A 12,886-nucleotide genomic window follows, 5' to 3' on the forward strand; every position below is an offset into this window, starting at 1 on the left:
GGGGCCGCCACCGGATCGGCCGCCGGCAGCGCGGCGCGGCCGGCGGCCGATCCGGTGGCGGCCCAGCAGATCACCGTCGATCTGGCCACCACCCGGGGGCCGGCCACCGGCGTCGGCGCCGGCTTCCTCTACGGCCTCACCGAGGACGGCAGCGGCCCCGCCGACGACCTGCTCGCCCCGCTCGCGCCCCGCTCCGCACGCGGCGGCGGGGCCCGGCTCGACGGCGGCGGCTGGGTCGGCGACGGGTACACGGCGGCGGGCGGCTACCGCCGCCGGCTCGACTCCGCCCTCGCGCAGGCCCGCAGGCTCGCCTCCGCGCCCCACCACGCGACGTACGACCTGCTCGTCAGCGACGTCTGGGGCGCCGACACCACCCAGCCGGCCTCGACGGTCTACCCCTGCACCGGAGGCGACTGCGGCAACTGGGAGGCATTCCTGCGGCGCCTGGCCCAGGACGTCGCCGCCTCCGGCGTGCGGGTGCGCTACGACGTCTGGAACGAGCCGGCAGGCGCCTTCTTCCCGCCCGGCTTCAACACCCCGCAGTACTACCGGATGTGGGACACCGCGGTTCGCACCCTGCGTGCCGCCGACCCGGACGCCGTCCTCGTCGGCCCCTCGCTGTGGGACTTCAGCCCCGGCAACATCTCGCCGTTCCTCGACCACACCAAGGCCGCCGGCACCCTGCCCACGGTCCTCAACTGGCACTTCAGCGGCACGCCGGTGGCCGATGCGGCGACCGTGCGGAGCATGCTCGCCGACAAGGGCATCCCGCCGCTCGAGCTGTCCATGAACGAGTACCTGCACGCCGACGAGCAGCACGCAGGCGCGCAGGCCTGGTACCTGGCCCAGCTCGCGGCCTCCGGCATCGGCTCCGCGTCGCACGCGATCTGGGACGCCTGCTGCGCGGCCGGCACCCTGGACGGCATCCTCGTCCGGGACGGCGGCGTCCTCCGGCCGACCGGGCAGTGGTGGGTCTACCGCGGCTACGCGGACCTGACCGGCGACCTGGCCCGGGTGGACGGCGGTGGCGGCACCGCCGCGGTCGCGGCGGTCGACACGGCCCGCGACCACGCCGCGGTGCTCGTCGGCGGCCAGGCGGGGGCGGCACCGGAGGCGGAGGTGGCGGTCACCGGCCTGAGTGCGCTCCACGCGGGCTCGGCGGGGCTGCGGGTGAGCGTCCTGCGCATCCCGGACGCGGCACCGCTGGACCAGCCGCTCACCGTCGGCTCGCAGACGCTGCCCCCCGGCACCGACAGCGTCCGGCTGCCCCTGACCGGGGCGGCGGCGCAGGACGCCTTCCTGATCGGGGTCGACCCGGCGGGTACGCCCACCCGGAGCCGTTTCTTCCCGAGGTGATGCGGCGGTACACGGCGGTGGGGGCGGGCGTGTGCGGCACCCGGCCCCGCCGCCGGTCCGCCGGGGGTGCCGTCACCTGCCGTCGGCCGCCGCCCGCAGGGCCGCGAGGTCGATCTTGACCATGCCGAGCATGGCCTTCATCGCGCGCTGCGAACGGGCCGGGTCCGAGTCGCCGATCAGCTCGTCGAGTCCGGTCGGGACGACCTGCCAGGACATCCCGTACTTGTCCTTGAGCCAGCCGCATTGGCTCTCCTGGCCGCCGTCCGCCAGGAGAGCGGACCAGTAGTAGTCCACCTCCTCCTGGTCGGCGCAGTTGATCAGCAGGGAGACGGCCTCGTCGAAGGTGAACTCCGGGCCGCCGTTGATCGCGGTGTACGGCTGGCCGTCCAGCTCGAAGTCGACCGTGAGCACCGAGCCCGCGGGTCCCGGGCCGGCCTCTCCGTAGTACAGCACGTTCGTGATCTTGGAGTTGGGGAAGATCGAGACGTAGAACTCGGCGGCCTCCTCGCCCTGCGTGTCGAACCAGAGGTTGGGAGTGATCTTTGGCATGGCGCTCTCCTCGCGGTCTCGGCGCGCGGTGACCGAGCGGGTCTCGGTGCGCGGTGAACCCGACACGGGTGAAGACCCCGGCACCGCCCGGAACTCATCGGTGCGGCGGCGCCTTCCTCCGCCTTCCGGTTTCCCTTTTCGGCGCTTTCGGCACGTGGCAGGCGGTACGCGGTATGAGCTCCACTGCACCCACTGCACCCGCCGAACGGGGCCGGCGCGCACCGGCTCGCGCCTGCCGCCGCCGTGTCCGGTGCGCCGGCTCAGCCGCGCCGGTAGGCCTCCAGGAGGAGGAGCCAGATCTCGCTGACGGTCGGGAAGCACGCGATCGCGTGGCGCAGCCGCTTGAGCGGGACCTCACCCGCGACCGCGACGGTGGCGGAGTGCAGCAGTTCGCTGACGCCGGGGCCCACGAAGGTCGCACCGAGCAGGATCTCGCGGTCCAGGTCGACCACCAGCCTGGCGCGTCCCCGGTAGCCGTCGGCGTAGAGGCCGGCGCCCTGGGCGGCGTCGAAGTCGACGTCGACGGTCCTGACACGGTGGCCGGCGCGGGATGCCTCCTCGGCGCTCAGGCCCACCGCGGCCGCCTCGGGGTCGGTGAAGAAGACCTGCGGGACGGCGTGCCGGTCGGCGGTGGTGGCGTGGTCGCCCCAGGGCCCGTCGTCCACCGGGCGGCCGGCGGCACGGGCACCGATCGCGTCTCCCGCGGTCCGCGCCTGGTACTTGCCCTGATGGGTGAGCAACGCATGGTGGTTGACGTCGCCGAGGGCGTACAGCCACCCGCCCTCGACACCGGTGACCAGGCAGGTCGTGTCCACGTCCAGCCAGGAGCCGGGGGCCAGCCCGACCGTCTCCAGGCCGATGTCGTCGGTGAGGGGCGCGCGCCCGGTGGCGAACATGACCTCGTCGGCCTCCAGCTCACCGCCGTCGTCGAGGCTGAGCGTGACGGGGCCGGCCGGGTCGGGGCGGTGCAGGGCGCTCACCTGGACGCCGATCCGCACGTCCGCGCCCGCCTCGGTGAGACCGCGGGCGACGAGATCGCCGGCGAAGGGCTCCATCCGGGGCAGCAGGGCGCGGCGGGCGAGCAGCGTGACGCGGGAGCCGAGTCCCTGCCAGAGGGTGGCCATCTCGACGCCGACCCCGCCGCCGCCGATGATCGCGAGCCGGCCGGGTACGGCGCTCGCGTCGGTACCGTGCCGGTTCGTCCAGGGCCTGGCCTCCTCGATGCCCGGGATGTCGGGCAGCACGGGACGGCTGCCGGTGGCGACGGCCACCGCGTGGCGGGCGGTGAGGGTGTGCCGCGCACCGTCGTCCCTGGTGACGGTGACCCGCCGCGGGCCGTCGAGCCGGGCGTGGCCCCGGAACAGATCGACACCGATGGACTTGAGCCACTCGGCCTGTCCGGTGTCGTTCCAGCCGGTGACGTAGTGGTCGCGGCGGGCGAAGACCCGGGCGGTGTCGAGCAGGCCGGTGACGGCCTGCCTGGCGCCGTCCACCCGGCGGGCGTCGGCGACCGCGATGACCGGCCGAAGCAGCGCTTTGCTGGGCACGCAGGCCCAGTAGGAGCATTCGCCGCCGACGAGTTCTCGCTCCACGGCTGCCACGGTGAGTCCGGCGGCACGGGCGTGGTCGGCGGCGTTCTGGCCCACCGGACCGGTGCCCAGCACAATCACGTCGTAGGTGGCGTCCTGCTGGTTCTGGTGTGTTTCGTTCATTGCCTCTCGCAGCACGATCGGGGCTGGTTCTCCAGCCGTGCAGGGGAATCCGACGACGGGCTCAGAAGCCCGGGAAGAGCGCCCGCAGGTCGTCTGCGGTGATCCGGCCGCCCGTGGTCAGCGGGTCCCGGGGGCGGCTGCGGCCGTGGACGAGGCGCAGCACCGCCTCGCAGTTCCTCGCGGACCGGTGCGCGCACATCGCCCGCGAGGCCGCGCTTCAGAAGGCCGGTACAGATCTCGGCGGCGCTGCCGAGGTGGGACAGCACCTGCCCGATGCTCCAGCCGTCCGCGTACGAGGGGGCGGCCAGCTCATCGGGGCCGAGCCGCGCCACGGTCGTCGCGAGGCGCAGCGACGAGTCGTGCAGCGCACGGATCCAGCGGTCCGCCGGTGTCATGCCGCCTCCCCGCCCCGGTAGGCCGGGCCGGCGGCGATGAGTCCCTCCGGCGCCATACCGAGCCGGGTGCCCTCGGCCTTGGGACGGCAGATCCGCCGGCGGAGCGTGACCGCCAGGTAGCGGGTGAGCGACTGGGGCTCGGCGGCCAGTTGCTCGGCCGGCGCCTGGGCTCGCGGCAGTACCTGGTCGAGCGGCAGGACCTCGGCGACCGCGCTCCAGCGCTCCCCCTGCTCCGCGGTGAAGGAGCCCTGGGTCAGGGTGAGGTGGCGGGTGCGGCCGGCGCCGATGGCCTCCTCCCGGGCGATCCGGATGCCGTCGCCGGGCACGATGCCGAAGGTGGGGTGCGGGAAGTCGGAGAAGACGGTGGTGTCGGAGGCCGCCACGATGTCGGCGAGGAGCGCGTACTCGCCGTGCACCGAGGCGGGCCCGTGCACCGCGGCGACGACGGGCGTCTCCAGGTCGAGCAGGCGCTGCATCACGCGGCGGCCCTCGGAGACGGTGCGGTCCCACTGGTCGGGCTTGGTGAGGTCGCCCAGGCCCGCACCGTCGATGTCCGCCATGAAGCGGTCGCCGGTGCAAGTCAGCACGAGCACCCGGTTGTCGCGGTCCTCGCCGATCTCGAACAGCGCCCGCGGGAGGTCGTTGTGCAGCCGCCGGGTGAACGTCGCCGGCCCGCCGTCGGTGTGGGAGCGGACGGTGAGCACGCCCGAGTCACTGCGGCTCATGAAATAGGCCGGGGCCGCCGGGGCCGCCGGGGCCGCCGGGGCCGCCGGGGCCGCCGGGGCTGACGGGACTGCGGCGGACATGACCACTCCTCGTGTCGGTGCGGCGCGTCAGGCGCCATACCCCCACACAAGCACCGCGAGCCGTCCGCCGCAGTATCTGCCCCAGTCGCGTCCGGTACACCGGCCATGAGTCACGCTTATGGACCCCTCTGGGCCCCGCCCCATGGGCCCTCGTGGCCACACGGAGCGTCACACTCTTGGAGTGGCGGCCCGCTCCGGTTCCATGCCGTCCGGTCCCGCCCCGTCCCGGTCGCGTGCCGCCCCGGGTGCCGCCGGCCCGTCGGGGCTCAGGCGCCGGTGGCCCGGTGCGGGGCGACGGTGCGCACGTAGTCCCGCACCGCGGCGTCCAGGCCGACGTCGTGCTGGGCGCGCTGGGACAGGTACCAGCGGTGCTCCAGCAGCTCGTGGTAGAGCTCGGCGGGGTCCAGGGCGCTGCGGATGCCCTCCGGCACGGCACGCACCGTGGGGCGGAAGACCTCGCGCACCCAGCGGTGCGCCAGCACCTCGGGCCGGGTCCCGACGGGAGCCTCGCCGTCCGGCCCCGGGGGACCCTGGGACGGGGCGCCGGACACATGGTCCTCCTGCGTGGCCATCCAGCTCTCCAGGTCGCCCAGCAGCCGGCGGGCCTGGTTCTCCTCGGTGTCCAGGCCCGTCAGGCGCAGCAACTGGCGCTGGTGGTGGCCCGCGTCGACGACCTTGGGCACGAAGGTCACCGTGTCGCCGTTCGAGGCCTGCCCGATCTGCATCTCCGCGACGTCGAACCCCAGGTCGTTGAGCCGGCGGATGCGCCGCTCGATGTAGTGCCGCTTGCCCGTCGGGTACACCGAGACCCGGGTCAGCTCGTTCCACAGCTCGCCGTAGCGCCGGCCGATCTCGGTGCCGAAGGTGATGGGGTCGAGGGACGGGTGGAGCGCTCCGGCCGCCTCCAGGTCGAGCATCTCGCCGCTGATGTTCACCTGCGCGAGTTCGATGTCGTACTCCCGCTGCCCGGCGCTCAGGCTCGGGTGCACCTCACCGGTCTCGGCGTCCACGAGATAGGCGGCGTAGGCGCCCGCGTCCCGCCGGAAGAGTGTGTTCGACAGCGAGCAGTCGCCCCACGCGAAGCCGGCCAGGTGCAGCCGGACCAGCAGCACCGCCAGCGCGTCCATGAGCCGGTGCACGGTGCTCGGCCGCAGGGTGGTCTCGAACATCGAGCGGTAGGGCTGCGAGCCCCGCAGGTGGCGGGTGATCAGAACCGGTTCGAGCGGCTGCTGATCGGCGTCCGTGCGGCCGGTGACCACGGCGAGCGGGTCGACGGCGGGGATGCCCATCCGGTCGAGGGTGCGCAGCATCTCGTACTCGCGCAGGGCCGGCCGCTCGGCGAGTTCCTTGACGGCGACCACTTCGGTGCCGGCGCGTGCGTAGCGCACCACGTGCCGGGACAGGCCGCGGGGCAGCGGCACCAGGTAGCTGTCCGGCCACTCCTGCAACGGAAGGTGCCAGGGCAGGTCGAGCAACAGGGTGGGATGCTCGGGGTTGGTGGCGCTGATCTGCAATGCCATGTGTGTGCCTCGCGTCCTCTGGGCGGGGTGTGCCTTCCGGACCGTCCGGCCACCGGTGCGAGGTGTGCCGGGTCCGCGCTTGAGGCCCCATTGCCCACGGCGCCGCTGACATTATGCCCCGCCGTCGCGCCCGCCGGGCGGGGGCGGCCCGTCAACGGGCGGCGGCCGCCACGGAAGTGGTGGTCGGCGCCGCGGCGGCGGTGCTCCCCGCCGCGACGGCGGTGGCGGTCCCCTCGGCAGGGGTCCGCGGAGGTCGGAGAAGGTACCCGTGGGCCCGTTCGCGCCGATGGCGGCGCGGCGAACGCGACGCCGCCCGCGACGGGGTGCGGGCACGGCGAGGTCAGGGGACCAGGACGATCTTGCCTTGGGGGTGCCCCTCCTCCAGCTCCCGGTAGGCCTCGGCGACCTCGGTCAGCGGGTAGGTGCGCGCCACGGCCACCTTCAGCTCACCCGCGGCGACCAGGTCGGCGAGCTTGCCGAGGGTCTCGGGCATGGGGGCCGCGGCGCCGCCCACGAAGCGGGCGCCGAACTCCTCCACGGCGGTGGGGTCGACCACGGTGTTGATCCGTTCGGGCGCCACCCCCAGGTCGACGGCGAGTTGCACGTATCCGGAGCCGAAGGCGTCGAAGAAGGCGTCGACCCCGTCCGGCGCGGCCTGCCGGATCCGGTCGGCCACCCCGGGCCCGTAGACGACGGGGACCGCACCGTGCTCCGCGAGCCAGGCCTGGTGGCCAGGGCCCGCCACACCCATGACGGTGACCCCGGCGCGCCTGGCGAGCTGTACGGCGAGCGAACCCACCCCGCCGGTGGCACCCGCGATCACCAGCGTCTCGCCGGGCCTGAGATCCAGCGCGTCGAGGCCCGCCCAGGCGGTCGACCCCGCGACCTTCAGCGAGCCCGCCACCTCCCACGGGATACCCGCGGGGCGGGGCGTGAGCTGGGTCGCGGGCACGGCCGCGAACTCGGCCTGGCTCGACCGGGTGTCGACGTAGCCGATGACCTCGTCACCCTCCGAGAAGGAGTCGACGTCCGGACCCAGCTCGGCCACGGTGCCGGCCAGGTCGCTGCCCTGCCCCTGCGGGAAGGAGGCCGGCCACATCTCGTGCATGGCGCCCTCCCTGATCTTCGTCTCGCCTGGGTTCGTCCCCGCCGCCCTGACCTGGACGAGGACCTCGCCGGGCCCTGGAACGGGACGCTGCACGTCGGCGGTGTAGAGCACCTCGCGGCCGCCGTAGTGGTCCATCCGCACTGCCTTGGACATGTGGGCTCCTGTGTCGCCTGGGGATCCTCGTGACCCGTGTCCTTCGGGAGTGCCCACCCCGTGCCGATCCATGACGCGGCTCCCCGGGCCCTCCCCACGTGGGGGGACGGCTCTTCCGCCGACGGGCGACGACGAGATCCGTACGCCCTCGTGTGCGTGACCGCATCGGCGAACCCTCGCCGCCGGACCTGGCCCGGGCCTTGCAGCGGGTGCCCACGTGGCGGCACACGGTGCCGGCCGGGCTCCGCGGGAGCATGCGAGGCGGGTACCAGGGTGCCGTCCGGCCCCGCGCGGGCCCCGCGCCCCGCCCGTGGCTGTGCGGGCCCCGGGACCGGGCCACGGGCACACGGGAGTGCCGGCCGCCGCCCGCACCGTCGCCCGGCCGCGTCCTGTCGGTCCCCGCTGCCAGGTGGCGTGCCGTGGCGTGCCGTGGCGGGCCTTGCCGGCGCCCGGCAAGGCGTGCGGGACAGCCTGGCCGGGCAATCCGCAATGCAATGGTCTGCGTCGGAAAGAGCGGGGTCCGGTGCATGCTCCGGCAGGCACGGTCCCCCTCGGACAGACCAGATCCGGCGCGTGCACCGGCCGCACCGGCTTTTGCCGCCCGAACACCCGTCGGTCCGGAATCGACCTCGAACTGGACAATTAACACAATCGTAATGCGCCACCCGTAACGTGCACTACCCAGAAGGTGAGGTGGCACGGTGCAACTGACCCCCCACGAGCAGGAAAGACTGCTCGTCCATGTGGCCGCGGACGTGGCCGCGAAGCGGCGGGCGCGTGGACTGCGGCTCAACCACCCCGAAGCGGTCGCGCTGATCACCGCGCACATCCTTGAGGGCGCCCGGGACGGCCGGACGGTCAGCGAACTCATGCAATCGGGTCGTACGGTCCTCGCGCGCGACGAGGTCATGGAGGGGATTGCCGAGATGATCCACGATGTGCAGGTCGAGGCGACCTTCCCGGACGGCACCAAGCTCGTCACGGTCCACGACCCCATCGTCTGAGCGGCCGCCGATGATCCCGGGAGAGACCCAGTACAGCGAGGAGCCCGTCGTTCTGAACGAGGGCTGCCCGATCACCTCCCTGACCGTCCTGAACACGGCCGACCGGCCGGTGCAGGTCGGCTCCCACTACCACTTCGCCGAGGTCAACCCCGGGCTCCGCTTCGACAGGGAAGCAGCGCGAGGCAAGCGGCTCGGCATCGCGGCCGGCACGGCCGTGCGCTTTGAGCCAGGCATCCCGGTCGAGGTGACACTCGTGCCGATCGCAGGACTGCGGATCGTGCCGGGTCTGCGCGGTGAGACCGGAGGTTCACTCGATGACTGAGCTCAGTCGCGCCGCGTACGCGGACCTGTACGGTCCGACCGTCGGCGATCGGATACGGCTCGCGGACACGGACCTGTTCGTGGAGATCGAGGAGGACCGCAGCGGCGGTCCCGGCCGCGCCGGGAACGAAGCGGTGTTCGGCGGCGGCAAGGTGATCCGGGAGTCGATGGGCCAGTCCCGCACGACACGGGCCGAGGGCGCGCCCGACACGGTCATCACCGGCGCCGTGATCATCGACCACTGGGGTGTGGTCAAAGCGGACATCGGCATCAGCGACGGCCGGATCTGCGGGATCGGGAAGGCGGGCAACCCCGACACGATGGACGGGGTCACCCCTGGACTCGTCATCGGCCCCGAGACGGAAGTGGTCGCGGGCAACGGGAAGATCATCACTGCCGGCGCGATCGACGCACACGTCCACTTCATCTCGCCCACCCTGGTCGACCAGGCCCTGGCCACCGGGGTGACCACCCTGGTAGGAGGCGGTACGGGCCCTGCCGAGGGTACGAAGGCGACCACGGTCACCCCGGGCCCGTGGCACCTGGCCCGCATGTTCGAGGCGCTGGACTCCTCCTCGGTCAACATCGGTCTGCTCGGCAAGGGCAACACGATGTCCAGCGCCGCGATGCACTCCCAACTGCGCGGCGGCGCGCTCGGCTTCAAGATCCACGAGGACTGGGGCGCCACGCCCGCGGTGATCAACGCCTGTCTCGACGTCTGCGAAGAGACCGGTGTGCAACTGGCGATCCACACCGACACACTGAACGAGGCGGGATTCGTCGCCGACACCCTGGCGGCGATCGCGGGCCGCACCCTGCACGCCTACCACGCGGAGGGCGCCGGAGGCGGTCATGCGCCGGACATCATCACGGTGGTCTCCGAGCCGTACGTCCTACCGAGTTCCACCAACCCCACCAGGCCGCACACCCGCAACACCGTCGAGGAACACCTCGACATGCTCATGGTCTGCCATCACCTGAACCCGTCGGTGCCGGAGGATCTGGCGTTCGCGGAGTCCCGGATCAGGCCGAGCACGATAGCGGCGGAGGACGTCCTGCACGACCTCGGAGCCATCTCGATCATCTCCTCGGACTCGCAGGCCATGGGGCGCATCGGAGAAGTGATCATGCGCACCTGGCAGACCGCGCACGTGATGAAGCGGCGCCGCGGTGCCCTGCCGGGGGACAGCGAGGCCGACAACCACCGGGCCCGCCGCTACGTCGCGAAGTACACGATCAACCCGGCCATCGCCCAGGGCCTCGACCATGAGATCGGCTCCGTTGAGACCGGCAAGCTCGCGGACCTCGTGCTGTGGGAGCCCGCGTTCTTCGGGGTGAAGCCACAACTCGTCATCAAGGGCGGGCAGATCGCCTACGCGCAGATGGGCGATGCCAACGCGTCGATCCCTACCCCTCAGCCGGTGCTGCCCCGACGCATGTTCGGCGCGTACGGCCGGGCCGCGGCAGCAAGCTCCGTCAACTTCGTGTCCGAGGCGGCCCTCTTGGACGGCCTGCCGGAGCGCCTGGAGCTGGCCAAGAGGTTCGTGCCGATCACCAACACACGCCGTGTCACCAAGGCCGACATGCGGGAGAACGCCGCGCTGCCCCGCGTCCAGGTCGACCCCGACACCTTCACGGTCACGATCGACGGCGACCCGGTCGAACCTGCCCCCGCGGCCAGACTTCCCCTCGCCCAACGCTACTTCCTGTTCTGATGGGGCGCGCTAGCGACCAGTGCGGAGCCGGTGGGCGGGCGACGCTCCTCGTCCTGGCGGACGGTCGCTTCCCCGCGGGCGGCCACGCCCACTCCGGCGGCGTCGAGGCGGCGGTACGCGCGGGCCGGGTCGACGGTGTGGCCACCCTCGCCCTGTTCTGCCGTGGCCGCTTGCAGACCGCGGGGCTCGTGGCCGCGGCGCTCGCCGCGGCCGCGGCGGCCGGGACGGACCCGCTCGAACTCGACGCGCTGGCGGACGCGCGCACCCCTTCCCCAGCGCTCCGCGCGACCGCGCGGCGGCTCGGCCGCCAGGTGATGCGGGCAGCCCGGGTGATCTGGCCCGGCGGGGAACTCGACCGGCTGGCCGCCCTGCGCCCGCGGGGCGCGCACCATCCCGTGGTCCTCGGCGTCGCCGCCCGCTCGGCGGGTCTCGGCGACGAAGACGCCGCGTACTGCTGCGCCTACGAAGCCGCGCAAGGTCCCGTCACGGCCGCGGTGCGGCTGCTCGGGCTCGACCCCTTCGAGGCCACGGCGGTACTCGCCCGACTCGCGCCGGAGATCGACAGGGTCGTCGCCGACGCCGTGCGCGCGGCACACACCGGAACCGAGGCACTGCCCGCCGCCTCCGCCCCGCTGCTCGACATCACCGCCGAGGCCCATGCGGCCTGGCCGGTACGCCTGTTCACCTCGTGAGTCGGCGGCTTTCCCACGCGACCCGCACCCTTACCCGCACACCCCGACAGGAGCCGCACCCATGCATCTCGGTCACCCGCACATGCCCACCGAGGCCGGGGGCGATGCCCCCGCCCGCACCGTCCGCCCCGAGGGCACGCGGCGTGCGCTGCGTATCGGCCTGGGCGGCCCCGTCGGCTCGGGCAAGACGGCCACCGTCGCCGCCCTGTGCCGCGCACTGCGCGCACGCCTGTCGCTCGCCGTCGTCACCAACGACATCTACACGCGCGAGGACGCCGAGTTCCTCCTGCGCGAAGCCGTCCTGCCGCCTGAGCGCATCAAGGCCGTCGAGACGGGCGCCTGCCCGCACACGGCGATCCGCGACGACATCTCCGCGAACCTCGAAGCCGTCGAGGACCTGGAGGACGCGGTGGGCCCGCTCGACCTGATCCTGGTGGAATCGGGCGGTGACAACCTCACGGCCACGTTCTCGCGCGGGCTGGTAGACGCGCAGATCTTCGTCATCGACGTGGCGGGCGGCGACGACATCCCCCGCAAGGGCGGGCCCGGCGTGACGAACGCGGACCTCCTCGTGATCAACAAGACGGACCTTGCCCCGTACGTGGGCTCCGACCTCGACCGGATGGCTCGCGACGCCCGGGAGCGCCGTGGCACGCTTCCCAGCGTGATGACCTCGCTCAAAGAGGCCGACGGCGTCGCCCCGGTCGCGCGCTGGGTGACTGATCAGCTGGCGGCCTGGGTCGCATGAGCGTCTGTGGCACCGCCCGTGTCGTCGCGACGGACACCGGGCTCACCGAACTCCACGGGGAGGGACCGCTCGCGCTGCGGCGTACCCGGGCCGCGGCCGCACGGGATATGAAGGTCACCGTGGTGGGCGCCATGGCCGCGCCGCTCGGCGGAGACCGGCTCGCCATCGACGTCGATGTGCGCGACGGAGCACGACTGATCGTGGACAGTGCCGCGGCGACCATCGCGCTGCCGGGGCGCACGGCACAACCGGCACACTACGACGTACGGCTGCGGGTGGGTCCGGACGCGACCCTGTGGTGGTTGCCCGAACCCGTTGTCAGTGCCGACGCGAGCCACCTGGTCATGCACACGCGAGTCGACCTGGCCGCTGGGGCGCGACTGGTGCTGCGCGAGGAGCAGGTGCTGGGGCGCCACGGCGAGCCGCCAGGCACGCTCGTCAGCCGACTCACGGTACGCCTGGCCGGCCGGCCGCTGCTGGACCAGGAACTGGCCTTCGGCCCCGGCGCACCCGGTGGCTGGGACAGCGCGGCCGTGCTGGGCGGCCATCGCTCCGTCGGCCAACTCCTCCTCGTCTCACCCCGCCTCGCCGACCACCCGGTCGACACCAGGGTCCTGGGCGAGACGGCGACGATCACCCCGCTGGCCGGTCCCGGCGCCCTGGCCACCGTCCTCGCCCTCGACGCGCTCACGCTGCGCAGCCAGTTGGACGAGGTGTTCTCGACGGAGCCGTGCGCCCGTCACCTGGCGCCCGCGGGTACGCGGAGCTGAGACCGCGCCCCCCGGGGGGCGCGGTCTCAGCTCCGCG

Annotated in this window: 13 protein-coding genes; 7 read left to right on the plus strand and 6 right to left on the minus strand. The window is 73.3% G+C overall.

Annotated features, from left to right (window positions below; all coding sequences use genetic code 11):
* On the plus strand, positions 1-1,356 hold a 1,356-nt coding region (locus IE313_RS34335; RefSeq protein ID WP_189939263.1), incomplete at its 5' end, for a beta-xylosidase.
* Positions 1,357-1,428: 72 nt separating this feature from the next.
* Here IE313_RS34335 and IE313_RS34340 read toward each other — a convergent pair.
* The 6 genes from IE313_RS34340 to IE313_RS34365 form a co-directional block, all read right to left on the minus strand.
* On the minus strand, positions 1,429-1,905 hold the full coding sequence (locus tag IE313_RS34340) for a VOC family protein (RefSeq protein ID WP_189939265.1): 477 nt from the start codon (positions 1,903-1,905) through the stop codon (positions 1,429-1,431).
* A 260-nt stretch (positions 1,906-2,165) separates the two neighbouring features.
* On the minus strand, positions 2,166-3,617 hold the full coding sequence (locus IE313_RS34345; protein ID WP_189939267.1) for a dihydrolipoyl dehydrogenase family protein: 1,452 nt from the start codon (positions 3,615-3,617) through the stop codon (positions 2,166-2,168).
* Positions 3,614-4,012, minus strand: coding sequence for a maleylpyruvate isomerase N-terminal domain-containing protein (locus IE313_RS34350; RefSeq protein ID WP_189939269.1), 399 nt, complete (start codon positions 4,010-4,012; stop codon positions 3,614-3,616). The genes IE313_RS34345 and IE313_RS34350 overlap by 4 nt, the downstream gene beginning before the upstream one ends.
* The gene (locus tag IE313_RS34355) at positions 4,009-4,818 is read right to left on the minus strand and encodes an enoyl-CoA hydratase/isomerase family protein (protein ID WP_229925193.1); all 810 of its coding nucleotides are present in this window, start codon (positions 4,816-4,818) and stop codon (positions 4,009-4,011) included. The genes IE313_RS34350 and IE313_RS34355 overlap by 4 nt, the downstream gene beginning before the upstream one ends.
* 266 nt (positions 4,819-5,084) lie before the next feature.
* Positions 5,085-6,338: a DUF4032 domain-containing protein gene (locus IE313_RS34360; RefSeq protein WP_189939271.1), complete on the minus strand. Its 1,254-nt coding sequence runs from the start codon at positions 6,336-6,338 to the stop codon at positions 5,085-5,087.
* Positions 6,339-6,678: 340 nt separating this feature from the next.
* A complete protein-coding gene (locus tag IE313_RS34365; protein ID WP_189939273.1) occupies positions 6,679-7,599 on the minus strand; it encodes an NADP-dependent oxidoreductase in 921 nt (306 codons plus the stop codon).
* Between the two features lie 701 nt (positions 7,600-8,300).
* Between IE313_RS34365 and IE313_RS34370 the strand changes: the two genes are divergently transcribed.
* From IE313_RS34370 to IE313_RS34395, 6 genes are all read left to right on the plus strand, one after another.
* Positions 8,301-8,603, plus strand: coding sequence for an urease subunit gamma (locus tag IE313_RS34370; RefSeq protein WP_189939275.1), 303 nt, complete (start codon positions 8,301-8,303; stop codon positions 8,601-8,603).
* Between the two features lie 10 nt (positions 8,604-8,613).
* A complete protein-coding gene (locus tag IE313_RS34375) occupies positions 8,614-8,925 on the plus strand; it encodes an urease subunit beta (protein ID WP_189939277.1) in 312 nt (103 codons plus the stop codon).
* Positions 8,918-10,639 carry an urease subunit alpha gene (locus tag IE313_RS34380; protein ID WP_189939280.1) on the plus strand — a complete coding sequence of 574 codons (1,722 nt, stop codon included), beginning with the start codon at positions 8,918-8,920 and terminating at the stop codon, positions 10,637-10,639. Before IE313_RS34375 ends, IE313_RS34380 begins: the two co-directional genes overlap by 8 nt.
* A complete protein-coding gene (locus IE313_RS34385; RefSeq protein WP_189939281.1) occupies positions 10,639-11,331 on the plus strand; it encodes an urease accessory protein UreF in 693 nt (230 codons plus the stop codon). The genes IE313_RS34380 and IE313_RS34385 overlap by 1 nt, the downstream gene beginning before the upstream one ends.
* A 61-nt stretch (positions 11,332-11,392) precedes the next feature.
* Positions 11,393-12,079 carry an urease accessory protein UreG gene (gene ureG / locus IE313_RS34390; RefSeq protein ID WP_373317131.1) on the plus strand — a complete coding sequence of 229 codons (687 nt, stop codon included), beginning with the start codon at positions 11,393-11,395 and terminating at the stop codon, positions 12,077-12,079.
* Positions 12,076-12,849 carry an urease accessory protein UreD gene (locus IE313_RS34395; RefSeq protein WP_189939284.1) on the plus strand — a complete coding sequence of 258 codons (774 nt, stop codon included), beginning with the start codon at positions 12,076-12,078 and terminating at the stop codon, positions 12,847-12,849. The genes ureG and IE313_RS34395 overlap by 4 nt, the downstream gene beginning before the upstream one ends.
* The last annotated feature ends 37 nt before the right edge of the window (positions 12,850-12,886 follow it).

Origin of the sequence: Streptomyces sulfonofaciens (assembly GCF_014656295.1) — a bacterium.
Lineage (GTDB): Bacteria > Actinomycetota > Actinomycetes > Streptomycetales > Streptomycetaceae > Streptomyces > Streptomyces sulfonofaciens.